This is a genomic window from Pseudomonas sp. R1-18, from assembly GCF_051132095.1.
GTDB lineage: Bacteria > Pseudomonadota > Gammaproteobacteria > Pseudomonadales > Pseudomonadaceae > Aquipseudomonas.
The window spans coordinates 1,191,576-1,216,965 of sequence record NZ_CP071658.1 but is presented as its reverse complement, the minus strand read 5'-3'; the positions used below and the strand labels follow the sequence as shown (position 1 = coordinate 1,216,965).

General features: G+C 61.6%; 24 protein-coding genes. 13 read left to right on the top strand and 11 right to left on the bottom strand.

Translation table 11 applies throughout. From position 1 onward, the window contains the following. The first annotated feature begins 494 nt into the window (after window positions 1-494). On the top strand, window positions 495-2,555 hold the full coding sequence (locus J3P77_RS05605; RefSeq protein WP_434681901.1) for a hypothetical protein: 2,061 nt from the start codon (window positions 495-497) through the stop codon (window positions 2,553-2,555). A gap of 116 nt (window positions 2,556-2,671) precedes the next feature. Here the strand turns inward: J3P77_RS05605 and J3P77_RS05600 are convergent, their stop codons facing one another. After that, complete coding sequence (locus tag J3P77_RS05600) at window positions 2,672-2,977, bottom strand: DUF2288 domain-containing protein (protein WP_434680195.1); 306 nt, start codon at window positions 2,975-2,977, stop codon at window positions 2,672-2,674. A gap of 318 nt (window positions 2,978-3,295) precedes the next feature. Between J3P77_RS05600 and J3P77_RS05595 the strand changes: the two genes are divergently transcribed. The 5 genes from J3P77_RS05595 to J3P77_RS05575 all read left to right on the top strand — a co-directional run bounded on the left by J3P77_RS05595 (window position 3,296) and on the right by J3P77_RS05575 (window position 8,271). Further along, a complete protein-coding gene (locus J3P77_RS05595) occupies window positions 3,296-4,420 on the top strand; it encodes a branched-chain amino acid ABC transporter substrate-binding protein (protein ID WP_434680194.1) in 1,125 nt (374 codons plus the stop codon). Window positions 4,421-4,631: 211 nt separating this feature from the next. Further along, entirely contained in the window at window positions 4,632-5,555 is a 924-nt protein-coding gene (livH, locus tag J3P77_RS05590; RefSeq protein ID WP_434680192.1) for a high-affinity branched-chain amino acid ABC transporter permease LivH, read from the top strand. Further along, window positions 5,552-6,805, top strand: coding sequence for a high-affinity branched-chain amino acid ABC transporter permease LivM (locus J3P77_RS05585; protein ID WP_434680190.1), 1,254 nt, complete (start codon window positions 5,552-5,554; stop codon window positions 6,803-6,805). The genes livH and J3P77_RS05585 overlap by 4 nt, the downstream gene beginning before the upstream one ends. Next, window positions 6,802-7,569: a high-affinity branched-chain amino acid ABC transporter ATP-binding protein LivG gene (gene livG, locus J3P77_RS05580; RefSeq protein ID WP_434680188.1), complete on the top strand. Its 768-nt coding sequence runs from the start codon at window positions 6,802-6,804 to the stop codon at window positions 7,567-7,569. Before J3P77_RS05585 ends, livG begins: the two co-directional genes overlap by 4 nt. Beyond that, window positions 7,570-8,271, top strand: a complete 702-nt coding sequence (locus J3P77_RS05575; RefSeq protein WP_434680187.1) for an ABC transporter ATP-binding protein — start codon at window positions 7,570-7,572, stop codon at window positions 8,269-8,271. Between the two features lie 162 nt (window positions 8,272-8,433). Here J3P77_RS05575 and J3P77_RS05570 read toward each other — a convergent pair whose 3' ends face one another. After that, on the bottom strand, window positions 8,434-9,333 hold the full coding sequence (locus J3P77_RS05570; protein ID WP_434680185.1) for a LysR substrate-binding domain-containing protein: 900 nt from the start codon (window positions 9,331-9,333) through the stop codon (window positions 8,434-8,436). Window positions 9,334-9,438: 105 nt separating this feature from the next. Between J3P77_RS05570 and J3P77_RS05565 the strand changes: the two genes are divergently transcribed. The 3 genes from J3P77_RS05565 to J3P77_RS05555 all read left to right on the top strand — a co-directional run bounded on the left by J3P77_RS05565 (window position 9,439) and on the right by J3P77_RS05555 (window position 12,524). Then, entirely contained in the window at window positions 9,439-10,038 is a 600-nt protein-coding gene (locus J3P77_RS05565; protein ID WP_434680183.1) for a short chain dehydrogenase, read from the top strand. A 49-nt stretch (window positions 10,039-10,087) separates the two neighbouring features. Then, window positions 10,088-10,774, top strand: coding sequence for a COG3650 family protein (locus J3P77_RS05560; protein ID WP_434680182.1), 687 nt, complete (start codon window positions 10,088-10,090; stop codon window positions 10,772-10,774). Window positions 10,775-10,913: 139 nt separating this feature from the next. Continuing rightward, window positions 10,914-12,524 (top strand): NAD(P)/FAD-dependent oxidoreductase, encoded by a 1,611-nt coding sequence (locus tag J3P77_RS05555; RefSeq protein ID WP_434680180.1) that lies wholly within the window; start codon window positions 10,914-10,916, stop codon window positions 12,522-12,524. Between the two features lie 625 nt (window positions 12,525-13,149). Here the strand turns inward: J3P77_RS05555 and J3P77_RS05550 are convergent. Next, window positions 13,150-14,244: a PLP-dependent cysteine synthase family protein gene (locus J3P77_RS05550; protein WP_434680178.1), complete on the bottom strand. Its 1,095-nt coding sequence runs from the start codon at window positions 14,242-14,244 to the stop codon at window positions 13,150-13,152. A gap of 163 nt (window positions 14,245-14,407) precedes the next feature. On the opposite strand from J3P77_RS05550, the gene nhaA reads away from it, so the two are divergent. After that, window positions 14,408-15,589: a Na+/H+ antiporter NhaA gene (gene nhaA / locus J3P77_RS05545; protein WP_434680177.1), complete on the top strand. Its 1,182-nt coding sequence runs from the start codon at window positions 14,408-14,410 to the stop codon at window positions 15,587-15,589. Between the two features lie 58 nt (window positions 15,590-15,647). On the opposite strand, the gene J3P77_RS05540 is transcribed toward nhaA, so the two are convergent. The 5 genes from J3P77_RS05540 to dinG form a co-directional block, all read right to left on the bottom strand. After that, the gene (locus tag J3P77_RS05540; protein WP_434680175.1) at window positions 15,648-16,112 is read right to left on the bottom strand and encodes a glycine zipper 2TM domain-containing protein; all 465 of its coding nucleotides are present in this window, start codon (window positions 16,110-16,112) and stop codon (window positions 15,648-15,650) included. Between the two features lie 150 nt (window positions 16,113-16,262). Continuing rightward, a complete protein-coding gene (pdxH, locus tag J3P77_RS05535; RefSeq protein WP_434680174.1) occupies window positions 16,263-16,910 on the bottom strand; it encodes a pyridoxamine 5'-phosphate oxidase in 648 nt (215 codons plus the stop codon). 91 nt (window positions 16,911-17,001) lie between these two features. After that, window positions 17,002-18,135, bottom strand: coding sequence for an OmpA family protein (locus J3P77_RS05530; protein ID WP_434680172.1), 1,134 nt, complete (start codon window positions 18,133-18,135; stop codon window positions 17,002-17,004). Between the two features lie 180 nt (window positions 18,136-18,315). After that, window positions 18,316-19,464 (bottom strand): serine hydrolase domain-containing protein, encoded by a 1,149-nt coding sequence (locus J3P77_RS05525; protein WP_434680171.1) that lies wholly within the window; start codon window positions 19,462-19,464, stop codon window positions 18,316-18,318. Window positions 19,465-19,732: 268 nt separating this feature from the next. After that, window positions 19,733-21,877, bottom strand: a complete 2,145-nt coding sequence (gene dinG / locus J3P77_RS05520; protein ID WP_434680169.1) for an ATP-dependent DNA helicase DinG — start codon at window positions 21,875-21,877, stop codon at window positions 19,733-19,735. Between the two features lie 119 nt (window positions 21,878-21,996). Here dinG and J3P77_RS05515 point away from each other — a divergent pair, with 119 nt between their 5' ends. After that, window positions 21,997-22,461, top strand: a complete 465-nt coding sequence (locus tag J3P77_RS05515; RefSeq protein ID WP_434680168.1) for a CopD family protein — start codon at window positions 21,997-21,999, stop codon at window positions 22,459-22,461. A gap of 105 nt (window positions 22,462-22,566) precedes the next feature. Here the strand turns inward: J3P77_RS05515 and J3P77_RS05510 are convergent, their stop codons facing one another. Together J3P77_RS05510 and J3P77_RS05505 are read right to left on the bottom strand one after the other, a co-directional pair. Next, window positions 22,567-23,325: a collagen-like protein gene (locus J3P77_RS05510; RefSeq protein WP_434680167.1), complete on the bottom strand. Its 759-nt coding sequence runs from the start codon at window positions 23,323-23,325 to the stop codon at window positions 22,567-22,569. Next, window positions 23,318-23,593, bottom strand: a complete 276-nt coding sequence (locus tag J3P77_RS05505; protein ID WP_434680166.1) for a DUF1145 domain-containing protein — start codon at window positions 23,591-23,593, stop codon at window positions 23,318-23,320. Before J3P77_RS05505 ends, J3P77_RS05510 begins: the two co-directional genes overlap by 8 nt. 217 nt (window positions 23,594-23,810) lie before the next feature. Here J3P77_RS05505 and J3P77_RS05500 point away from each other — a divergent pair, with 217 nt between their 5' ends. Both J3P77_RS05500 and J3P77_RS05495 read left to right on the top strand, forming a co-directional pair. After that, on the top strand, window positions 23,811-24,308 hold the full coding sequence (locus J3P77_RS05500) for a DUF6231 family protein (protein WP_434680165.1): 498 nt from the start codon (window positions 23,811-23,813) through the stop codon (window positions 24,306-24,308). A gap of 3 nt (window positions 24,309-24,311) precedes the next feature. After that, entirely contained in the window at window positions 24,312-24,785 is a 474-nt protein-coding gene (locus tag J3P77_RS05495) for a YchJ family protein (protein ID WP_434680163.1), read from the top strand. Between the two features lie 55 nt (window positions 24,786-24,840). Here J3P77_RS05495 and J3P77_RS05490 read toward each other — a convergent pair whose 3' ends face one another. Next, window positions 24,841-25,389 (bottom strand): hypothetical protein, encoded by a 549-nt coding sequence (locus tag J3P77_RS05490; RefSeq protein ID WP_434680161.1) that lies wholly within the window; start codon window positions 25,387-25,389, stop codon window positions 24,841-24,843. Window position 25,390 lies beyond the last annotated feature (1 nt).

Below are 25,390 nucleotides of genomic sequence, written 5' to 3'. Positions count from 1 at the left end.
GTCCATCCCTTTTATTTTGGTTGTGGGATGAATCTAGAAGGCGAACGCCGGATTGTCTGTAAACATTCGTAACCGGAATCACCAACCATCCTTTGGAATTGATCAGGGTTCTATAGCAAAGCAAAGAGCATCACTTGCCGAGGCGCGCAAAGCTGTTTCCTGGCCGCCAGAACCTACGCAGCAGACGCAGCCGCTGGTCGGATTAAAGAATGATGGCAACTTGCCGATCCACTGCAAAGAGCACGGGAACTCCCTGGCTTTCACGGGGATGTACCTGATCGCTACTGCTAATGGCGCGCCACGAGCCGTCATTTTTATTTCCGTGATGGCGCGATGGGCACATCGAACAGCCGTCCTTCAGGCAATGGCGCACGATGACCAAAACAATCAGCACTGTCGATGTGGCAACCGATTCCGTCCAAACCTCCTCCATCGACCAGCCACCGGCCAGCAGCCGAACCTATCGCAGCCCCGCTTCGCCCGCCCAGCAGTACATGTACTACACGGAAACCGACACCGACCGAATCCTCGACAATCTCGACGGCTTGCGCGACATGGTGTTCCCGCCCTCGCCGCACCTCGAAGAAAACGCTATCCGCCGGGACCAGCAGTTTCCGTCGGTGTGCCTGATCGGGCTTGGGCGCTGCGGCTCGAACATCGCGCTGGATGTGGCTGAGCTGGTCTATAACGCGCGCAAGTTCTATCTCAATCAGTTCAATAACGAGGACCGCCTGGCGAGCGACAAGAGCTACAGCCCGGCGCGGTGGATCCGTAATAACCTGCGTCTGGTGCAGAGCAAGGCCAGCAAGCCGGTGTTCCTGGTCGAACCCTTGGTGATGCTCGGCGACCTCGACAAGGACATCGCAGGTCGCATCCGGTTTTCTCGCAAGGGCGAGAAGAACGGCTTCATCAACGACTACAGCAAGATGAAGATCATGGACCTGTCGGAAGTCCATGCCGGTGGTGCGGGCAACGCCCCGATCCTGGGTCAGTATCTGGCCAAGATCATCCTGAACAAGGACACCAACCATTTCTCCAGCCCCGACTGGAAACTGATCCACTCTTATCTGATCGACTCCTGCGGCATCAAGGCCAACCAGTCGCGCCTGTACTTCTATATCTTCAGCGCTGGTGGCGGTACCGGTTCGGGCATGGCTTCGGAGTTCGGTCTGGCCCAGCAGTACTCGTACATGAACAAGACGTTCGACACCCGGCCGATCCCCGAGAACGACAGCAAGCGCGGCCGCTCATTCGTCTTCGAGCCGATCTTCACCAGCGGCATTTGCGTGCTGCCGAATATTTCCGATCATCGCAGCGAAATGTCCGAGGCCCTGCACATCAACGCCGGACGGCTGCTTTGCAAGTATCTGGCTGAGGAATGGGATTTTTCGTACAACTTCGAGAATGAAGACAGCAGCGAAGCCAGCGTCATGGGCCGCATTCGCCCATGGAACGCCATGATGCTGATCTCCAACGACATCATGCGCTACGCCGAAGAGAGCGATGACGGCAATATCGACAACATCGACGTCAATGCGATGGAGCGTCATGCCAACCAGTACATCTCGCAGCAGATATTCAACATTCTGACGGCCCAGGCGGTAACCACCGACTACGATCAGAACTACTTCCGACGCGCCGGCATCGACATCGGCGAAACCATTCGTCTGGATGCCAACGATCTTTTCATGAGTCTGGCCGGCCCCGTGGCGATTGCCTACGCCGAATCGGTGGTGACGGAAACGCCCGCGCCTGGTTCGGACAAGTTCAAGGTGTTCGAGAAGGAAGCGCCGCGCCTGAACATCGACGACCTGTTCTTCCGCTCCATCGACCTGCCGCACTTCAACAAGATGACCCAGGCGATTGAGGGCATCAGCCTGCTGCCCATCGAGTCCCGCCGTTACCGCGCGGCGCTCGATCAGTACAAGACCTCTGGCTATGACGCCGCCGCGCTGCACGACCTGCACTTCTTCAAGAATTGTTCGTCGGTGGTGTCCATCGTCTCGCTGCCGAAGGACTACAAGCTGTCGTACATGGACCTGAACAGGCTCAAGACACACCTCAACAGCCTGTTCCCAAACACCACGCTCAAACGCTACGCGTTGGTGATCGGCGCGTCGGCCAACCTGTCGCTGACCACCCTGATCGCCAAAAGCCCCTGCCTGTCGGACGATTTTCTGACGCTGATCGTGGCGTTCATCAAACGCTGCTTTGCCAAAAACGCGTTCCGCTTCGACGAGACGCTGGATAACTCGATCATCGATTTCATCATGAGCGAGCAATTCGACGAAGACACCATCGATGACCTGCTGAACGAATACGAGAACCCGGCAAAAATCCTCGATACCAACTGGTACGCGATCAAGCCGATGTACGAGAAGAAATACCGGGAGCTGATCGACGACAAATCCAGGTTCGTCTCGATCAACGACATCCGCATCTCCCGCGACAGCGTAAAGAAAGCCATCAAATACTTGCGGGAAATCTACCGGCACCGGATCGGCAAGACCCGGGTCATTTCACTTAATCAGCACACCGGCAGGACGGATTACTGATCGCCAATGAATGGCGGGAACCCGCGGTGGACTGTAGCCTTTCGCTACTTGTCCAGCCGCAGGGTTACTGTCCCACCCATTTTGGCGCTCAGCATGGCACCAGGATGGTGCATCACTCAGGCAGATGCCCTGTCCTGGACCAGCACCCAAGGTGCCACTACTACCGCCCATAGCGTCGGATCTCGTTCGACAAGGTCCATGGCACGGGTCTCGGAGACTTTGGCGACCTGCCCGCTGGCCAGCCACGCGGACACCTTGGAAGCCTCGTTTTCAGCTACTGCCTCGGCAACTTCGATCAGATCCAGAGACGTCTCGACCCACAACAGGGCACCCCTGGCAAAGAATGGTTGCAATTCTTTCCAGGTGATCGAAGCGGTTTCGCCAAGCAGTTTGGCATAGAGGGTGCTAGGTTCTTGCGTCATGGGTTTCACCAGAAAGAAAATCGGCGCAATGATAGCGCTGCCGCCGTTCTGGACAAACCCGGAGCAAATGATTGATTGCAGGAAACGAAGCCAGCCGGACGTCGGGTTCGCCAACACCCCGCCGGACGGATTCTGTAAGTTTCTTTCGATTACGCGACACGCATCGGCGAACTCTCTCGCAGCCAGCTATTCAAGCCAGCAACCGGCGCTCTAAACTGTTCCGGTACAGTTGGCAAGGCGGGGAGAGACCGGTGACGAACCGGTCCTGGAGCCTTGGCCATCAGGATTATAAAAACGACAAAGCAAGAGTGGAGCATCATGACTAAGGGTACCAAGACGCTTTCAAAGCTGTTTGCCGCATTGGTTATGGCCGGGGTTGCCAGCCATTCGTTTGCAGCTGACACCATCAAGATCGGCATCGCCGGCCCCAAGACAGGCCCGGTCGCCGAATACGGCACCATGCAGTTCAACGGCGCCAAGATGGCCATCGAGCAGATCAACGCCAAGGGCGGCGTCGACGGCAAGAAGCTCGAAGCGGTCGAATACGATGACGTCTGCGAGCCCAAGCAGGCCGTTGCAGTGGCCAACAAAGTGGTCAACGACGGTGTGAAGTACGTTATCGGTCACCTGTGCTCCAGCTCCGCGCAACCCGCTTCTGACGTCTATGAAGACGAAGGCATCATCATGGTGACCCCGGCTGCCACCAGCCCGGACATCACCAACCGCGGTTACAAGCTGGTGTTCCGCACCATCGGCCTTGACAGCGCCCAGGGCCCTGCCGCCGGCAATTACATCGCCGACGTCGCCAAGCCGAAGATTGTCGCGGTCGTTCACGACAAGCAGCAGTACGGTGAAGGCATCGCTTCGGCCGTCAAGACCACTCTGGAAAGCAAAGGCGTCAAGGTTGCCATGTTCGAAGGCATCAACCCTGGCGACAAGGACTTCTCCTCGCTGATCGCCAAGCTCAAGCAAGCCAACGTCGACTTCGTCTACTACGGCGGCTACCACCCAGAGCTGGGCCAGATCCTGCGCCAGTCCAAGGAAAAAGGCCTCAAGGCCCGCTTCATGGGCCCGGAAGGCGTCGGCAACGACTCCATCTCGCAGATCGCCGGCGACGCTTCCGAAGGCCTGCTGGTAACCCTGCCCAAATCCTTCGACCAGGACCCGGCCAACCAGGCACTGACCAAAGCCTTCAAGGACAAGAATCAGGACCCAAGCGGCCCGTTCGTGTACCCAGCCTACTCGGCCGTTCAGGTCGTTGCCGACGGCATCGCTGCCGCCAAGTCCGAAGACACCGACAAAGTGGCAGCCGCCATCCACGCCGGCACCTTCAAGACTCCAATGGGCGAGCTGAGCTACGACGAGAAAGGCGATCTGAAGAACTTCCAGTTCGTGGTCTACGAGTGGCACTTCGGCAAGCCGAAGACCGAAGCCGCCAAGTAAGCTGCACCGGTTGACCATCGAAGCCCACTGCACCAGCAGTGGGCTTTGTTTTACGAATGATGGCCCCGCTCCGTGATCCGGACGCGCGGCCCCCTGAAAATCTTAAAACCGTTACCAGCGGTTCGCTGGCGGCATCACTGGAAACGCATCGACAGAATGCGACCCGGCGCAGGCCAGAGAAATGCAGATCAGGTTTTTAGGAGCGCGGTAAATGCCCGAGTTTTTCCACTACATGCAACAACTGGTCAATGGCCTGACCATTGGCAGTACGTATGCATTGATCGCCATCGGCTACACGATGGTGTACGGCATCATCGGAATGATCAACTTCGCCCACGGCGAGGTGTACATGATCGGTTCCTATGTCGCTTTCATGGCCCTGGCCGGTCTGGCCATGATGGGCATCCACAGCCTGCCGCTGTTGATGATTGCCGGTTTCGCCGCGTCGATCATCGTGACCAGTGCCTATGGGTACAGCATCGAACGAGTCGCCTACCGTCCGTTGCGCAACAGCAATCGTCTGATTCCACTGATTTCCGCGATCGGCATGTCGATCTTCCTGCAGAACGCGGTTCAGCTTTCCCAGGGGTCCGGCAACTTCGCCATCCCTAACCTGCTGCCCGGCAGCCTGTCGTTCGGGCCAGGGGGTTCGCAGGAAGTTCTGATTTCCTACATGCAGATTGTGGTGTTCGTGGTCACCCTGCTGGCAATGACCGGCCTGACGCTGTTCATTTCTCGCTCGCGGATGGGCCGCGCATGCCGCGCCTGCGCCGAAGACATGAAGATGGCCAACCTGCTGGGCATCAACACAAACACCATCATCGCCCTGACCTTCGTCGTCGGTGCAGCACTGGCAGCCGTTGCGGCGATGCTGCTGAGCATGCAATACGGCGTGATCAACCCCAGCGCCGGCTTCCTGGTGGGCTTGAAAGCCTTTACCGCAGCGGTACTGGGCGGCATCGGTTCGATTCCGGGCGCGATGCTCGGCGGTCTGGTGCTAGGCGTCGCCGAAGCCTTCGGTGCCGACATTTTTGGTGATCAGTACAAGGACGTGGTGGCCTTCGGTCTGCTGGTCCTGGTCCTGCTGTTCCGGCCGACCGGCATTCTGGGCCGTCCGGAGGTTGAAAAAGTATGAGCAAGTCTCTCAAACAGGCGCTGTTCAGCGCCGCGCTGGTGTGGGCTGTGGCCTACCCGGTACTGGGCCTGAAACTGGCGTTTTCCGGTGTGACCCTGCAAGTGCAGAACGCCAGCACTACTACGCTGCTGATCATCGCTGTCTGTTCGGTGCTGATGTTCCTGCGGGTGCTGTTCGCCGAGCAGATCGGCGGCATGCGTCGTGAATCCGGCAAACCGCTGGTCTCGCAAAAAACCAGCGACTTCCTGACCCGCCCGAAAACCCAGGCCTGGGGTCTGGCGGCGCTTATCGTGCTGGCTTTCGTCTGGCCGTTCTTCGGCTCCCGCGGCGCTGTGGACATCGCGACCCTGATCCTGATCTACGTGATGCTGGGCCTGGGCCTGAACATCGTGGTCGGCCTGGCCGGGCTGCTCGACCTGGGCTACGTCGGCTTTTACGCCGTCGGCGCCTACGGCTACGCGCTGTTGTCGCACTATTTCGGCCTCAGCTTCTGGGAATGCCTGCCGCTGGCCGGCCTGCTGGCCGCACTGTTCGGTTTCCTGCTGGGCTTCCCGGTGTTGCGTCTGCGGGGTGACTACCTGGCAATCGTGACCCTTGGCTTTGGCGAGATCATCCGGATCTTCCTGCGTAACCTGACCGAGATCACGGGCGGCCCGAACGGCATCAGCAACATCGAAAAGCCGACCTTCTTCGGCCTGAGCTTCGAGCGGCGTGCGGCTGAAGGTGCGCAGACGTTCCACCAGTACTTCGGCCTGGACTACAGCCCTGTCAGCAAAGTGATCTACCTGTACCTGATCGCCTTGCTCCTGGCGCTTTTGGCGTTGTTCGTGATTAATCGCCTGCTGCGCATGCCGATCGGCCGCGCGTGGGAAGCGCTGCGTGAGGATGAGATCGCCTGCCGCGCACTGGGTCTGAACCCCACCGTGATCAAGCTCTCGGCGTTTACGCTGGGCGCCGCCTTTGCCGGTTTCGCCGGCAGCTTCTTCGCCGCGCGCCAGGGGCTGGTGACTCCCGAGTCGTTCACGTTCATCGAATCGGCGATCATCCTCGCCATCGTCGTGCTTGGCGGCATGGGCTCGCAATTGGGTGTGATTCTCGCGGCGATCGTGATGATCCTGCTGCCCGAGCTGATGCGTGAATTCAGCGACTACCGCATGTTGATGTTCGGCGCCTTGATGGTGCTGATGATGATCTGGCGTCCTCAAGGTTTCCTGCCGATGCAACGCCCTCACATGGAGTTGCGCAAATGAGCCGCCCACTTCTGCAAGCCACCGGCCTGAGCATGCGCTTTGGCGGTCTGCTGGCCGTCAACGGCGTCGCCCTGACGGTCAACGAGAAACAGGTCGTTTCGATGATCGGGCCTAACGGCGCCGGCAAGACCACGGTGTTCAACTGCCTGACAGGCTTCTACAAGCCGACCGGCGGCACCATCGTGCTGGACGGCGAGGAAATCCAGGGCCTGGCCGGGCACCAGATCGCTCGCAAGGGCGTGGTGCGCACGTTCCAGAACGTACGTCTGTTCAAGGAGATGACGGCGGTCGAGAACCTGCTGGTCGCTCAGCACCGTCACCTGAACACCAACTTTCTGGCCGGCCTGCTCAAGACCCCGGCGTTTCGCCGCAGCGAACGCGAGGCGATGGAGTACGCAGCCCACTGGCTCGAAGCGGTGAACCTCAAGGAGTTCGCCAACCGCCCGGCTGGCACTTTGGCCTACGGTCAGCAGCGCCGCCTGGAAATTGCCCGCTGCATGATGACTCGCCCACGCATCCTGATGCTCGACGAGCCTGCCGCAGGCCTGAACCCACGGGAAACCGATGACCTCAAGGCACTGATCGGTGTGCTGCGCAACGAGCACAACGCCACGGTGCTGCTGATCGAGCACGACATGAAACTGGTAATGAGCATTTCCGACCACATCGTGGTGATCAATCAGGGCACGCCCCTGGCCGACGGTACCCCGGAGCAGATTCGCGACAACCCCGAGGTCATCAAAGCCTACCTGGGGGAAGCGTAAATGCTGCAGTTTGAAAACGTTTCTACCTTCTACGGCAAGATCCAGGCACTGCACAGCGTCAACGTCGACGTGCGCCAGGGTGAGATCGTGACCCTGATCGGCGCCAACGGCGCGGGCAAATCCACACTGCTCATGACGCTGTGCGGCTCGCCCCGCGCCCACAGCGGCAGCATCCGTTACATGGGCGAAGAACTGGTTGGTCTGGAATCTTCGGTGATCATGCGCAAGAGCATCGCGGTCGTGCCGGAAGGCCGTCGCGTGTTCGCCCGCCTGACGGTCGAGGAGAATCTGGCAATGGGCGGGTTCTTCACCGACAAGAGCGATTATCAGGAGCAGATGGACAAGGTCCTGGAACTGTTTCCACGCCTCAAGGAGCGTTTCAGCCAGCGCGGCGGCACCATGTCCGGCGGCGAGCAGCAAATGCTCGCCATCGGTCGCGCGCTGATGAGCAAGCCCAAACTGCTGTTGCTGGACGAACCGTCCCTGGGGCTCGCGCCGATCATCATCCAGCAGATCTTCGAGATCGTTGAACAGCTGCGGCGTGACGGCGTGACCGTGTTCCTGGTCGAGCAGAACGCCAACCAGGCCCTGAAGATCGCCGACCGGGCCTATGTGCTGGAAAACGGCCGGGTGGTGATGCAGGGCACCGGCGAAGAACTGCTGGTCGACCCGAAAGTGCGGGACGCTTACCTCGGCGGTTGATCTGTAGGGACGATGAGCTGCGCCCCAGATGTTGGGCACCAGTCCACCGTCTGGGGTTTTTTATGAGCATGGTTCTCTGCTTTCGGCGTCGCGTTCTGCGTCGCCTGCGCCCTCGCTGTGGGGGCCGCCCGCTCATCAGAGAGTGCTGAAGACCTTTGTCGCCTACCTGAACGGTGTGGTTCTCTGGAACCACTCCATCAAATAATCCGCAAGCATCTGCACCCGCCGGGGCACTTCGCCTTCGTAAGGATGCACCAGAAACAACGGCGAAGTGCTCGTTCGGTAATCCTGCAACAACCAACTCAAGCGGCCGTCACCAATTTCGTCGTGCACCATATAGGACGGCAAGCGGGCGGTGCCGGCTGCCGCCAATGCGGCCTTTTTCAGCAGGTGGTAATGGTTGCTGGCGAACGGGCCGTCGACCTCGACGCGGGTCAGCTCATGGCCCCGGTGATAGAGCCACTGGTTGCGCTCGCTGGAACGGCTGTTGAGCAGGCAGCGGTGCCCGGCCAGTTCGGCAGGGCCAAGCGGCAACCCGTGCCGTTCCAGGTAGGCCGGGCTGGCGCAGGTCACCTCCTGCATCACCAGCAGTGGCTTGGCCACCAGCCGCTCATCAGTGTCGACCCGGCCACGGATTGCCAGGTCAAACCCCTCGCGACGCAGGTCGCGCATGGCGTTCTCCAGATCCAGCTCGACTCGCACTTGCGGGTAACGATCGGCAAACCCGGTCAGCAGCCCATCGCAGAAAGCCTCGCCCAGTGACACCGGCACTGTGATGCGGATCTGGCCGACCATCTCATCGCGCATCGACGCCACGATACTCCGCGCCCGCTGCGCATGCACCAGCAGTAGCCGCGCCTGTGGCAGCAACGCCGCGCCAGCCGACGTCAGACTCAGGCTGCGGGTGGTGCGGTGCAGCAGTTGAGCCGAGTAGATTTTCTCCAGCGCTGAAATACGCTTGGACAAACGGCCTTTGCTGCAACCCAGGCGCGCCGCCCCAGCCGTGAAACTGCCCGCTTCGATCAGCACCGCGAACGCGGCCAGGTCTTCAATCTCGCTCACCTACTGTTTCCTTTTCAGAACCAAAGGTTTCCCATTGCCACCTTTATCGCACCATCGGCAGCTTACTAGACTCAGCGCTCAACTTGCCCACTGTGGAGCGATGCAATGAGAATTCTCTTGATTGGTGCTGGCGGCACCGTAGGGTCGGCCGTGGCACGGGAGCTCGAATCCCGCCATGACATCGTGCGCATGGGACGCGCCAGTGGCGACCAGCACGTCGATATCAGCGACAGCGCTTCGATCCGCGCAATGTTCGAACGGGCAGGAAGCTTCGATGCTCTGGTGTGCGCAGCAGGCAACGTGAATTTCGTGCCGCTCGCCAACATGAGCGAAGATGACCTGACCCTGGGCTTGCAGGACAAACTCATGGGCCAGGTGAACCTGGTACTGATCGGCCAGCAATACGCCAACGACGGCGCTTCTTTTACCCTGACCTCCGGGATCCTCAGCGAAGAACCGATCCGCTCGGGCGTATCGGCCAGCCTGGTGAACGGCGCCATTGACGCTTTCGTGCGGGCTGCGGCGATCGAATTGCCCCGGGGCATGCGCGTCAATTCGGTCAGTGCCAACGTGCTGGCTGAAGCGATGGATAAATACGCCCCCTACTTCCGTGGCTCCAAGCCGGTTCCGGCGGCAGACGTTGCGCTGGCCTACGCCCGGAGCGTCGAAGGGCTGCACACCGGGCGGACCTATCGGGTCTTGTGATGCGACGGCAGTCTGCGTAACGTGGCGGCACTTGTCTGGAGACCCGCTCATGTCCGCTGCTCGATGCGCCTTTGTATTCGCTCTTCTGCCCCTGTTCGCCGGCTGCCAGTTGCTGGATTCCGCCACCGCCACCGATACGCCCAAGGTGTCCACGGCGGGCATGCTGCGCATGCAGGGCAACCTCACCGGTGCCGGCGGGCAGTTGCTGTTCCAGCCGTGCAACGAGCAGCGGCGCTACGTGGTCAAGGATCGCGGTAACACGGGCATTCTGCAGGAAGCCACCAGTCTCGCGGACGCCCAAGGTAAGGTATTCGCGGATTTGCGCGGCACCTTCGCCGCGAGCAAGGCGGCCAACAGCGACGGTCAGCTCGACCTGCATCAGCTGTACCGCGTGGAGCGCCCGGCCCAGGCCTGCGACGACCTTAACTTCAAGCGCCTTACCCTGCACGTGAACGGCAACGCGCCGGCCTGGAACGTCAACGTCAGCGGCAAAGGCATGGTGATCGAGCGTGACGGTCAGCCGCCGTTGGCGCTGCCCTATGTCGAAGAGCAGATGCCCGATGGACGTTTCAGTATCAGTACCGAAGCCGACAACCAGCGCATCGAGCTGTGGGTTGCGCCGCAGCGTTGCGTGGACAGCGTCAACGGTTCGGTACAACACCTGAGCGCCGAACTGCGTATCAACGGTCAAAGCCAGCGTGGCTGCGGTTATTACGGCGGTTCGCGGGACGATTGATCGACGTTCGCAATGCCATTTCGGTGACCGCCGGGCGCCACTGCGCACCCGGCCTCGCCGCCCGAGGGGTTCACAGCTTATAATCGCCGGTTTGTAGTGCTGTCGGGCTGAACCTGCGGCCCGAATACTGGACCCTTCAATGTTACGAATCACCGAACTCAAGCTGCCGATCGATCATCCGGACGAGGAACTGCGCGCCGCATTACTGCTGCGGCTGGGCATCGACAGCGGCGACCTGCTGGGCTTCACCCCGTTCAAGCGCAGTTACGACGCGCGCAAGAAGTCTTCGGAGCTGTGCTTCATCTACACCCTGGACTTCGAGGTTCGCGGCGAAGCGGCCCTGCTGCGCAAGTTTGCCGACGACCGCAACATCGGCCCCGCGCCGGATGTCAGCTACAAAGTGGTGGGTCATGCTCCCGAAGGGCTGAGCGAGCGCCCGGTGGTGGTCGGCTTCGGCCCGTGCGGCATCTTCGCCGGGCTGCTGCTGGCGCAGATGGGCTTCAAGCCGATCATTCTCGAACGCGGCAAGGAAGTACGCCAGCGCACCAAAGACACCTGGGGCCTGTGGCGCAAGAGCGTGCTCAACCCCGAGTCCAACGTGCAGTTCGGTGAAGGCGGTGCCGGCACATTTTCGGACGGCAAACTCTACAGCCAGATCAAGGACCCGCTGTTTCACGGGCGCAAGGTGCTGCACGAGTTCGTCAAGGCCGGTGCGCCGGAAGAAATTCTCTACGTCAGCAAGCCGCATATCGGCACCTTCCGCCTGACGGGCGTGGTGGAAAACATGCGCCAGCAGATCGAGGCGCTGGGCGGCGAAGTGCGTTTCCAGCAGCGCGTCACCGATCTGATGATCGAAGACGGCCAGCTGCAGGGTGTGGTTCTGGACAGCGGCGAGCGCATCGATTCCCGGCACGTGATCATGGCGCTGGGTCACAGCGCCCGTGACACATTCCGAATGCTGCATGGCCGCGGTGTGTTCATGGAGGCCAAGCCGTTCTCGGTGGGCTTCCGTATCGAACACCCGCAATCACTGATCGACCGTGCACGACTGGGCAAATATGCCGGTCACCCGAAACTGGGCGCGGCGGACTACAAACTGGTGCATCACGCCAGCAACGGTCGTTCGGTCTACAGCTTCTGCATGTGTCCGGGCGGCACGGTGGTGGCGGCGACTTCCGAACCCAACCGCGTGGTCACCAACGGAATGAGCCAGTATTCGCGTAACGAACGTAACGCAAATTCCGGGATCGTGGTCGGCATTACGCCGGAGCAGGATTATCCGGGCAGCCCGCTGGCCGGCATCGAGCTGCAGGAACGCCTGGAGGCGCACGCCTTTGTCATGGGCGGCGGCACCTACGAGGCCCCGGCGCAACTGGTCGGCGACTTCATCGCTGGCAAGGCGTCGACGGCGCTGGGCAGTGTCGAGCCATCCTACAAGCCGGGCGTGAAACTGGTTGACCTGGCCGACGCCCTGCCCGCTTACGCCATCGAGGCGATTCGCGAAGCCTTGCCTGCGTTCGACAAACAGATCAGAGGCTTCTCGCTGCACGACGCGGTGCTGACCGGTATTGAAACCCGCACCTCCGCGCCGCTGCGCATCACCCGCGGCCCGGACATGCAAAGTCTCAACACCAAAGGTTTGTACCCGGCGGGTGAAGGCGCGGGTTATGCCGGCGGTATTCTCTCGGCGGGCGTTGACGGCATCCGCATCGCCGAAGCGCTGGCGCGGGACATGCTTGGCATCAGCTGAGTCATACAGGCCCTTCCCACCAGGCTACACCCGGTGGGAGATTCTAGGTTTGAGGGGCAGCCCTCTAACGCCCTCTGGCAGAAGCTCAGGGTGCTCGCAAAGCCGCTTGTGATTCTGCCCGAAGGGCGTGGGGGTGGCCGGGCGGCGATCCGCTTGTCCGCGATCTGCCGGGAACCGGCAGCAAGATGGTTCAAGCGGCGTACCTGAAAAAACAAGGTCGCCCGATTTGCTGCCGCTTCGCGCCAGATCGCAGGCAAGCGGAGCGCCGCCCGGCCAGTCCTACGCCCTCCGGGCAGAAGCTTAGGGTGCTCGCAAAGCCGCTTGTGATTCTGCCCGAAGGGCGTGGGAGCCAGCTTGCTGGCGAAGAGGCCGTCACAATCGCCGCGCCTCCACCAGCCTTGACCCCGCTGTCGTGAGCGAACTCCCTCCTACATATAGATGTGCCAGTTCCCACACTGTGGGAGCTTGCTGGCGAGGACATAACAACAGACGACACAACAGCTGCGGCTGTACCTGCCTCTTCGCGGACAAGTCCGCTCCCACGAGGCTGCGGCGGATTCCATTGGAGCGGACTTGTTCGCGAAAAGGCAGCCCAGGCCCCGTCAATCCAGCACAATCGACACTATCAAATCCGTTCGCGAAGCACGCTTTCGGGCAAGGCTTCGCCTTTCTCCGCGCAGGCTGCAATCTGCTCGATTAAAGGTTCCAGCGCGAACCCCTGTGACTGCAGCCAGTCTTCGTCGTAATAGGTATTGGCATAGCGCTCGCCGCCGTCGCACAGGATGGCGACGATCGAACCACTCTCTCCTCTCCGGACCATCTGCCGCGCCGCCAGCAGAGCTCCGACCAGATTGGTGCCACTCGATCCGCCGACCCGGCGCCCCAGCCGCCGAGCCAGATAATGCATGGCCGCCAGCGAAAGCGCGTCGGGCACTTTGACCATCGCGTCGATGACCTGCGGCAGGAACGACGCTTCGACACGCGGGCGCCCGATCCCTTCAATCCGCGAGCCGCAGTCCAGACGCAGACTGGCATCGCCGCTGCGGTAGTAATCGAAGAACACTGACTGCTGCGCATCGGCACACAACACACGGGTGCGATGCTGGCGATAGCGCACGTAGCGACCAAGCGTGGCGGTAGTGCCGCCGGTGCCAGGGCTTGAGATCAGCCAGCTCGGTTCCGGGTGCTTCTCGAACCGCAACTGCTGGAAGATCGACTCGGCGATATTGTTGTTGGCCCGCCAGTCGGTGGCGCGCTCGGCGTAGGTGAATTGATCCATGAAGTGCCCGCCGCTTTCCCGTGCAAGACGTTCCGACTCGGCGTAAATCAGGGTCGGGTCCTCCACCAGATGACTCTGGCCGCCATAAAAGGCGATCTGTTCAATCTTGGCTTTCGAGGTGCTGGCCGGCATCACTGCCACGAACGGCAGCCCCAGCAGCCGGGCGAAGTACGCTTCGGAGATTGCCGTTGACCCGCTGGATGCTTCGATCACCGGAGCTCCCGCTTTCAGCCAGCCGTTGCACAACGCGTACAGGAACAGCGAGCGCGCCAGACGATGTTTGAGGCTGCCGGTCGGATGGCTGGACTCATCCTTAAAGTACAACTCCACGCCGGGCAGGCCGGGCAGCGGCAACGGAATCAGGTGCGTGTCGGCGCTGCGCTGGAAGTCCGCTTCAATGATACGTACGGCTTCCAGTGCCCAGGGGCGGTTGTCAGTCATTATTGGTTTCTCTTTGGCTTCAGGAGCGTCGGAAGTTGCAGACCTGGATGAAGGCACCGAATTTTAGGAAATTGCCTACATGTAAAACAGGCACAGTTACGGCTAATAAATGCGCACAGTCGGTAGACTTCCTCGGCCGATCACCTGGAGATTACCCGCCCTCATGCGACACACCATCATTAGATTTTTCCAGCTTGAGGCGGCGGGCGGTCTGCTGCTCATCGCCGCTGCCGCGCTGGCACTGCTGACCAACAACTCGCCGCTGTCCGGTCTGTACAATGCCTTTCTTGAAACACCGGTCGTTGCACAGGTCGGTGCCCTGAAGATCGCCAAGCCACTGCTGCTATGGATAAACGATGGCCTGATGGCGCTGTTCTTTCTGGTCATCGGCCTCGAAGTGAAACGCGAGGTCATCGAAGGACATCTCTCCAGGCTGTCACAGGTCATACTGCCCAGCGCCGCTGCAATGGGCGGTATGGTCGTTCCGGCCTTGATCTATATCGCGCTGAACCGAGACGACTCTGCCGCGCTGGGCGGCTGGGCGATCCCGATGGCCACCGACATTGCGTTTGCGCTGGGCGTGCTGGCCTTGCTGGGGAAACGGGTGCCGGTGTCGCTCAAGCTGTTCCTGATGACGCTTGCGATCATTGATGACCTGGGCGCAATCCTCGTGATCGCACTGGTGTACTCGGGCGAGCTTTCGACCATTTCCCTGACGCTGGCGGGCGTCGCCATCATCGTCCTGCTTGCCATGAACAGACTGGGTGTCGCCCGGCTCGCGCCTTATCTGCTGGTCGGGCTGGTGCTCTGGGTGTGTGTTCTCAAGAGTGGCGTCCACGCCACGCTGGCCGGTGTGATACTCGCGTTCTGCATCCCGCTGCACGCACGCAATGTGAAACGCTCGCCGTTACTCACTCTCGAACACTCCCTGCACCCATGGGTGGCCTACGGCGTTCTGCCGCTGTTTGCCTTCGCCAATGCCGGAGTCTCGCTGGTCGGCGTCACACTGGACAGCTTCAGCCATCCCGTCCCGCTTGGCATTGCGGCCGGCCTGCTGATCGGCAAGACACTGGGCGTCTTCGGGCTGACCTGGCTGGCGGTCAGGTTGAGGCTCGCGGCACTTCCTCATCAGGCCAACTGGGGTCATGTCCTCGGGGTTTCGGTATTGTGCGGTATCGGATTCACCATGAGCCTTTTCGTTGGCTCCCTGGCGTTCGCGCCAGGCGTCAGCGATTACGCGGGCGTGGACCGCATGGGCATTCTGACCGGCTCCATCCTTTCAGCCGTGATCGGTTACGCGGTAATGACGCTCGCTTGCCGTGTTACCCGGAGTCGGCAGCTCTGAACGACGCCCAATAAAAACCCCGAGCACAGGCTCGGGGTTCTCATGCCGCCGGAAACGATCAGTGCGTAACGCGGCTGGTGCCGTTGACCGTCATGATCCGTACGCGTTCGCCGACCCGGAAAACCTCGTTTTCCTGAACCTGCTGCACGTAGGCACGCATACTGCCGTCGTCTTCACGAACAGTAATTTCGACGCCTTGCGTACGGGTAAAACCTTCTTCGGTTGCCGAACCCAGCAGACCGCCTGCCACCGCACCGATCACCGCCGCGACCACGCTGCCGCGACCGCCGCCGATGGCGCTGCCGCCCACGCCGCCGACCACCGCACCGGCGCCCGCGCCGATTGGCGTCTTGGTTCCTTCGATCTTGACCGGACGCAGCGACTCGACCGTGCCCAGTCGGACGGTTTGCACGGTCCGGGCTTCATCGCGGGAGTAAGAGTCGCCAGTAAGGTTGGAAGTACAGCCGCCCAACGTCAGCGCCATGGCAGTGAACGAGGCGACCAGAAAAGCAGACTTGCGCATAGCGGGTATCTCCAGAGGGAACATGGGCCATTAAACGGTCCCGGCATCGGTACTGTCACGGCCCCTGTACCAGCAATTTGAGTTCATTCAGGCGTCATACAGCGACTGCCCGCGTAACGTCTAAGACGACACGGCGGGCCAATAATTCAATCAGGGTGCCAGACGCTCACGTACCCAATCGCCATCCGCCAGACGGTAGTTCAAACGGTCGTGCAGCCGACTGGACCGACCTTGCCAGAACTCGATGCGCTCGGGCAGCAGCCGATAGCCGCCCCAGTGTTCCGGGCAATGCGGCTGGGTATCGAGGAAGCGTTGCTCTGTTTGCTGGATCAGGCCTTCGAGTTCCGCGCGGTCGGCGATGACGCGGCTTTGCGGCGACGCCCACGCTCCCAGACGGCTGCCCAGCGGACGAACCTGGAAATATGCATCGGATTCCTCGGCGGTGACTTTCACCACTCGCCCTTCGATCCGCACCTGACGTTCAAGGGTGGGCCAGAAGAAAGTCATGGCCGCGAAAGGACGCGCGGCCAGTTGCTGGCCTTTGGCGCTGTCGTAATTGGTGAAGAAAGTGAAACCCTGGCTGTCCAGGCCTTTGAGCAGCAGGACCCGGCAATGCGGGCGTCCCTGATCGTCGACGGTCGCGAGAGTCATTGCGTTGGCTTCGACCGGCGCCTGCTCGGTTTCGCGCGCTTCGGCGAACCAGGTGTGAAAGAGAGCGAACGGCTCATCCGGCGCCTGCGCTTCAGTCAGCCCGTTGCGGGTGTAATCGCGGCGCATGTCGGCCAGGGATTGAGTCATGGCGTTTCTCCGTCCAGGGTGAAAACGACATTGTTCTGCGCAACGTTATCGCGAGCAAGCAAAGACTGCTCGCGATAACGGGTCAGCTCGATCAGTTGCTGGCTTGATCGCTGGTTTTCTTCGCGGGTGCCTTGGCCGGAGCCTTGGCCGCGGCTGGCTTTTTCGCTGCGGCGGCCTTGGCAGGCGCCTTTTTGGCAGTGCTTGCTTTGGCGGTGCTCTTGGCTGGAGCCTTCTTCGCCGCTTCCTTCTTGGCCGGCGCGGCTTTGGCTGGAGCAACAGCTGGCACGGCCGGTTTCACGTCCTGCGCGGTAGCTACCATTGTTGGCGCGGGCGGCAAGGCGTATCGGCTCATGAGAGCGACCATGGTGTCCTGCGGCGTCATCAGGATTTCCACCCGACGGTTGAGCGAGCGGCCCTGCGCGCTGTCATTGGCGGCACGCGGCATCACCGCGCCCATGCCACGCAGGCTGAGGCGATTACGCTCAAGACCACTGAGACGGAAAATCGCTGCGATGGACTGCGCGCGTTGCTGGCTGATCTTCTGGTTGGCATCGGCAGCGCCGGTGGTGTCGGCGTGGCCGAGTACCAGAACCGCGGTTTTCTGGTCGCTCTCGACCAGCTTGGCAAGACGGGTAATCGGGCCGAGTGTCACCGGCAGCAGCATCGCGGGGCGGTCGGGGTTGAACGAACTGTCGACCGGCGCGGTGATGGCCAACAGGTCTTCGCGGCGCTCCAGCTCGAATGGGCTGTCCTTGATCGCGGCGCGCAGGCGCGGCTCGTACTCGTCCAGCCAGGCCTTGGTGATTTTCGGGTCCGGCATCGGCGCGGCCTTGGGCTCTTCCTTCTTGTCGGAACCGAATGGCCACCACCATTTGCTGTCCGTCTCGGACTTGGCGATCAAGGCAGGCGCTGGCGCAGGTTTTTCGGCTGCCTTGGCGGCAACCGCATCCGGGCTGGCCTGAGCCTTGTCGTCGGAACCGAACGGCCAATACCAAGGGCTGCCGCCCTCGGACTTGGCGTCCGGCGCCGGGGTTTCAGCCTTGGCAACCGGGGCCGGGGCCTTTTCAGGCGCGGCGGCCGGAGCCTTGACAGCTCCGTCGGCCACCTTGTCAGAGCCGAACTGCCACCAATGGCCGCCAGTATCGGCTGTATCGGATTGAGGGGTTTGCGCGCAACCGGTAGCGGCCAGGCACAGAGCTAGAATGAGGCTTTTATTGGACGACATGGATGACCCACAACTGTTTGTTCGGACAAGGGAACGAAGCGTCGCCGACGAAGCTATGTCCGCGAAGCCCCGTCCGTATAACACGCATGAAGATACAGATGGAAAAGGAAACCGTCGTACGGTTCCTGTTACAGCGTATTAACTGACAGTCGGTATGAAACAAGTACTTACCGATAATACTTACTGCAAACACTCAAGCAGCGTTCTGACCAGTGTCTGCGCCCGTGGATCCATCAGGACATAAGGGCCCAGCGTATTGGTAACGAAACCGAACGCCACTTCGTAATCCGGATCGGCAAAACCGACGGACCCGCCAGCGCCTGGATGGCCGAATGCCTTGGAACCCAGACCATAGGTCGCGTTGGGCACGGTCGGCTGATCGAGCATGCAGCCCAGGCCGAAGCGCGTGGAGGTCAACAGGGTCTTGTCTTGGCCGAGGCTGTGTTCTCGCGTCAGTTCGTTGAGCAGTTCTGCCTCCAGCAGGCTGCCGTCCAGCAGAGCAGCGTAGAAGCCGGCAAGGCTGCGTGCATTGCCGTGGCCATTGGCGGCAGGTTGCTGCATGCGCCGCCACTCCGGCTTGTTGGTGCTGGTCATGATCGAAGGCGGATTGGTAAACGCACGTGCGGTCAACGACGTCGGCTCGCGCATGGTCGCTTGCAACAGGCGCTGAGCAGCTTCGTCACCGGTATTGCCTTTGCCGCGCGCGATGTGGGCAACGCGATGGAACTGGTCATCGGCCAGGCCGACGTGGAAATCCAGCCCGAGCGGGCGCGCAACACGGGCTACGATAGCCTCGCCCGGCCCACGGCCATCGGCTCGGCGCAGCATCTCGCCCACCAGCCAGCCATAAGTGATCGCGGCATACCCGTGGCCCTGCCCGGGTGTCCACCAGGGCTGCTCGGCGGCAAGGGCGTCGGTCATGGCGTTCCAGTCGTAAAGCGCTTCGGCGGGCAGCATGTCGCGCAACGCCGGCAGACCGGCCTGATGGCAAAGCAGCTGACGCAGCGTTATCGAAGCCTTGTTGGCAGCAGCGAATTCAGGCCAAAGTCTGGCGACCGGCTCGTCCAGATGCAGCTTGCCTTCATCGACCAGTTGTAGCGCAGCGACCGCAGCGAACGGTTTGGTGCAGGAAAACAGATTGGCGATTGTGTCTGTGTGCCAGGCTTCGGTGCCGTCCTTGTCCGCCGTGCCGGCCCAGAGATCGATGACGGTTTCGCCTCCAACCTGAATGCACAGTGCCGCGCCCCGCTCCTGCGGATCATCGAACAGCGCGGCAAACGCTTCACGCACCGCTTCGAATTTAAGCTCGAAATGACCCTGAACCTGCACTCGCTGCCTCCTTCGCCCGCTCATCAAAAGGCGTGCATTGTTTCAGCGAATGGGCGGTTTGGGAACAGACACTGTACTGGCGGGCTGTGCCAGCAGGCAGTAGTCCGATGATCTGGATTTTGCTGGCGCCCCGCGCCAGATCGCCAGCAAGCTGGCTCCCACGAGATCGCGGCGCACTTCAGTACCCTGTGGGAGCCAGCTTGCTGGCGATCTGCCGCTGCGCGGCAGCAACCGTTTAGCCAGGCACATCAGGCTATCAAGGTGCTGATCAGGAGATTTCCCGATGAAACGGCGGCAAGGCGTTGAGGATGGCCTTGCCGTAGCGCTGGGTCACAACGCGTCGGTCCAGCAGCGTGATGGTGCCGCGGTCTTCTTCGGTACGCAGCAATCGGCCGCATGCCTGCACCAGCCGCAGCGAGGCATCGGGCACGGCGATTTCCATGAACGGGTTGCCGCCGCGGGCCTCGATCCACTCGGCCAGGGCCGCTTCGACCGGGTCGTCCGGCACTGCAAACGGGATCTTGGCGATTACCACGTGCTCGCAATAGGCACCCGGCAGGTCGACGCCTTCGGCGAAACTGGCCAGGCCGAACAGCACGCTGGAATCGCCGCCGTCGACCCGCGCCTTGTGCTTGTTCAGGGTTTCCTGTTTGGACAGGTTGCCTTGAATGAACACCTGCTTGCGCCAGTCCCGGTCCAGACCGTCGAACACGTCCTGCATCTGCTTGCGCGAGGAGAACAGCACCAGCGTACCGCGCGAGCCTTCCACCAGACCGGGCAGGTCGCGGATGATCGCTGCCGTATGCGCCACGGCGTCGCGCGGGTCGGCCTTGAGATCGGGCACCCGCAGCACGCCCGCATCGGCGTGATGGAACGGGCTCGGCACCACCGCCGTCACCGCGCCCTTGGGAAGACCGGCGCGCATCCGGTATCGGTCGAATTTGCCCAGGGCGGTCAGCGTGGCCGAGGTCACCAGCGCGCCATAGGCGACGTTCCACAGGTTGCGCCGCAGCATTTCCGCCGCCAGGATCGGGCTGGCGTTGACCTCGATATCGAACATTGCGCCACTGTCGGCCAGCGTCAGCCAGCGCGCCATGGGCGGGTTGTCCTCCGGGTCTTCGGCGGTGAAGGCGGTCCACAGTTCCCAGTTGCCGTGGGCGCGGGCCAGCAGGCTGCCGAACAGTGGGTACCATTCTTCGGCCTGATGGCTGGCGATGCCGATGTTGACCTCGCCGTCCATGCCTTCCTTGAGCAGATCGGTCAGGCGCGTGAACAGGTCGTCCAGGCGGGCAAAGCCTTTTTTCAGTTCGATCCCCATTTCGCGAATGTGCTCGGGAATGACCCCGCCCACGAAACGATGACGCGGGCGTTCGCGCCCCTGCATGTCTTCGCCGGCGCGGAAGTCGGCCAGTTGCTCGCAGGCACCGAACATGAATTGCTGGTGACCCTTGATCTCGCGCGCCAGCTCCGGCACCTGCTCGATCAGCTTGCCCAGGTCACCCGGCAGCGGATGCTGGGCCAGCAGCTTGGTAAGGTTCTTGGCGGTCTGCTCCAGCCAGTCGGCCGTGGAACGCAGCCGGGTGTAGTGGGCGAAGTGGCCGATGGCCTTGTCAGGCAAGTGATGCCCTTCGTCGAACACGTAAAGCGTTTCGCGCGGGTCGGGCAGAACCGCGCCGCCGCCCAGCGCCAGATCCGCCAGCACCATGTCGTGGTTGGTTACGATGACGTCGACCTTGCCCATTCCTTCACGGGCCTTATAGAAAGCGCATTGCTGGAAATTGGGGCAGTGGCGGTTGGTGCACTGGCTGTGATCGGTGGTCAGGCGCGCCCAGTCCTGGTCAGGCAATTCCTGGGGCCAGCTGTCACGGTCGCCGTCCCATTTGTTGCCGGCGAGCTTCTGCAACATGCTGGTGAACAGCTTCTGGCTGGCTTCGTCGACCTCGATCTTGAAACCTTCTTCCTCGAACAGCTGCGCCGTGGCGTTGGTGGCGTCGCTTTCCTGCAGGAGCATGTCGAGCTTGGACAGGCACATGTAGCGCCCTCGCCCCTTGGACAGCGCGAAGGTGAAATTGAGGCCGCTGTTGCGCATCAGGTCCGGCAGATCCTTGTGGACGATCTGCTCCTGCAGCGCGACGGTGGCGGTGGCGATCACGAGCCGCTTGCCGGCTGCCTTGGCCGTGGGGATCGACGCGATGGCATAAGCCACGGTCTTGCCAGTACCCGTTCCCGCCTCGACGGCGACGACAGCGGGGTCGCCCGACCGACGGCCTTCTTCATCGGTATCGATGTCGCCCAGCACCTTGGCGACCTCGGCGATCATCAAACGCTGTCCATAGCGTGGCTTGAGGCTTTTGGCTTCGAGAAAACGCGAGTAAGCGCCCTGGATCTGGGATTTGAGTTCGGTACTGATCATTGGCTTCGGTTCGGGGGCACGGCTAAAAAGGGGCTGAACAATGCTGGATAAATTTTCAGTGGTTCTGAGTGGGCGCTATCATACCGCGCTAAATCCATCTGCGCAGAACGGAGTACCTGATGACTGCCTTCGCCCCCGTCTACACGCTGCACCTTCTGGCTGCCCTGGTCTGGGTCGGCGGCATGTTCTTCGCCTGGATGATCCTGCGCCCGGCTGTCATTTCAGCACTGGAAGGGCCGTCGCGCCTGAAATTGTGGGTCGAGGTGTTTCCGAGGTTCTTCGTCTGGGTCTGGGCCACCGTGGTGGTGCTGCCTGTAACGGGTATCGGCATGATTCAGCTGCACTTCACAAGCTTCGAAACCGCGCCGCGGTATGTGCAGGTGATGATGGGGCTGTACGTGGTGATGGTCGCGCTGTTCCTGCGCATTCATTCACTGCTGTTGCCCGAACTGCGCCGCGCCGTCGATGGGTCGCAGTGGGCCGAAGGCGCGGCGGCGCTTGGACGAATCCGACGACTGGTCGGAATCAACCTGCTCGTCGGTCTCTCGGTAGTTGCCATAGCCGCGGCCAGACCGAGCTTCTGATGCGCTGCCCCGGTCGTTTGCGCATCCATGGCAGCGGACCGGGGGCAATGACTCAAGATCGCGCTCGCGGGCAAGCGTGCTTCTACTGCTCAACCGCTCCTGGCCTTAGAACCGCTGAACGGTGACCGAGCCCGCAGGTCCCGGGGCACCCGGTTGCCCGGCCTGACCCGGGTTGCCCGCTTTAGCGCCATCGGCCCGATACACGATGCACCCCTTGGACGCGCCGCCCTTGCCCGGCTGGCCGCCCGCGCCGCCCGGTCCGGCGGTGCCGCCGTTGACGTTCACCTTGATGCGCTCGGCGGCGAAACTCTGTGGCAGTTCCAGACGAACCTGGCCTCCGGCCGCGCCGTCATGGCCATCCCCGCCGCTGTCGCCGTCGTGCCCGCGACCGGCCTGCCCCCATGTGCATCCGGGGGCAGCGCCGTTGGCGCCGTCCAGTCCGACGTATCCCGGCCCGCCAGCACCGCCGCGCGCATCGATCGACAATTGCTCGGCGCTCAGTCGCTGCACGCGCAGCGTCAGGTTGCGTCCCGGCAAGGCTGGTTTTTCGAACGTGCCAGGCGCGCCACGCGCAGTGATCTGGCTGCCTGTACCGAACCGCCCATGATTGACGACCAGGCTTATGGGCTGGGCGCTCGGAACGATAGCGATCCGTGCTTCATGGCCCAGCACCAGATCATCGATCCGCACCTCGCTGATGCCACCGGGTATCAACAGGGTTCCGTAGTCCGCGACTTGCAGACGCTCGGCCTGCAAATGGTCGTTGTTACCGGGCAGTCGCATCAGCGAGTGAGATTCGACGATGATGGTCTGAGCCAGGGCAAGAGGGCTGAAAAAAGCTGCCAGCAGCAAGAGTCTACGCATGAGTACGCTCCGCAGCCGGACGGCCGATGGACTGAATGTGGAAAACGCCGAAAAGAATGATCTTGCCCCGGTCGCGCCATGGGTGCCGGCGACCTCGCAAGCTGCCGTTGAACAGAATCAGTTCGACCAGGTGGGTCAACAGAATCAGGATGCCCGCCAGGTTGATCATGATGCCGAACGGCCTTGGTACATCGATGACCGAACCGGTCAGCACCACCAACCAGAACGCCACCATCAGTATCTTGCCTGCTCCCCAAAACAACTTCATTGCCCGCCCCCGGTCCGGTCGTAGATTCGCGCCTGTCGGCTGCCTTGTTTGTTATCGGCACAGTAGACGTCGTGCCCGGCGAATATGCCAGCAGTAGATGTGAAAAACATGGACGGGCTCACCCCACCAGATCGAACGCGTTCTGGCGCCAGCCGCCGACGCGCTTTGCAGCACTTGCCGGGCAGGCTAGTCTTGCAGGTCACCTGGAGGATTTTCGATGACAGCCGGTTTTTCCAACCGCACTCCGCAGCAAGCGCTGGCCGCCCTGCTCGACCGCTACGCGCCCAAACGCCTGTTGCTGATCGGCGCGCAGGAATTTCCAGCATTGCAGGCGTTTCAGGACGCCCACCCCGAGACCGAGCTGGCGCAGGCCGCGCCCGGCGCGCTTCCGGCAGACCTGGCCGCACAGCGCTTCGATCTCGCTCTGGTGGTCGATTGTCTGGAACACATTCCCAAACGATCAGGGCTGGAGCTGCTCGGCGGCATCCGCAACCTCAACGCCAGCCGCATTGCCGTACTGGCCGATCTCCAGGCCTGCAAGTGGCAGGAGACCGACTTCTTTTCTCTGGCGTTGCAGGCCAGTGAACGCTTCGCCCGTGACGAACAGGTCCTTACCCTTTTCACCTACGATCTGCATGAATACAAACAGGTACCTGACTGGCTGAACGCCAGGTTTTGGGCCAACCCGGAGAACTTTGGCAAATATTGGTGGTGATTCATGAGTAGTGCTATATGCCCGTGCGGCAGCGGGGATCTGCTGTTGGCATGCTGCGGTCATTATCATGCAGGCCTGCCCGCGCCTTGCGCCGAAAAGTTGATGCGCTCGCGCTATAGCGCTTACGTGCTCGGCCTGATCGACTATCTGCTGGACACGACGCTGCCCGCACAGCGTGCCGGTCTGGACCGCGAATCCATGGCCCGGTGGAGCGCACAAAGTACCTGGCTGGGTCTTGAGGTTGAAGGCTCGGAAGTGTTCGGCGGTAAACCCGAGCATGCATTGGTCAGCTTCACCGCTCGCTGGCACGATGGAACCGGCGAACATGCCCATCATGAGCGCTCAGGATTTGTGCAGAATCAGGGCCGCTGGTACTTCATTGACCCGACTGTGCCGCTGAACGCCGGACGTAACGACGCCTGCCCTTGCGGCAGCGATCTGAAATTCAAGAAGTGTTGCGCGAGCTACGTCGGGTAATTTTCGGCAGGACGTCCTCGCGCGACCGACGGACGTTTCGCATGCCAGCAACCCGTCAGAGCAGCTTCAAGTGCGAGGTATCAGGCGCAGGACCGGCGTCGGGTTTTCTGGTCTGCCCCATGTCACTGCCGACAGGCGCGACACTGAAGCCCGACAGGTCAAGCGGCGGCGCAACCGGTCGGGGCTTGGGCTCCTGCATGTCGCTGCCCACCTGCGCCAGACCAAAGTCCGGTGCCACAACGTCGACAAAGGCCGCCGCATACACATCTCGCGGCGCTGACTGCGCAGCAGTGCCGTCCGCTGCAGCCTTGCGCATCCAGCTTGGCTCGTCGGGCGGCGGCGCCAGCTCGACCTCCTCCATGGGCGACTGCTGTTCAGCGGTAGCCAGCACGTGAACCTTTGCGCCGGCGCGCTCAAGCGTGGCGCGATATTTTTCCGCGGTTTGCGCATCCAGATTGTTCTTGAGTACCAGCCGTCGGCCTGAAAACAGCAGCTCAAGCCGTTGGGCATCAGCCTGGAACAGCTTGCCCAGGTTGGCCTTGACCCGCTCGGGCTGGGCTCCGTCGACCAGTTCGCCAAGGAAGACAATTTCATAAAGAGGCATG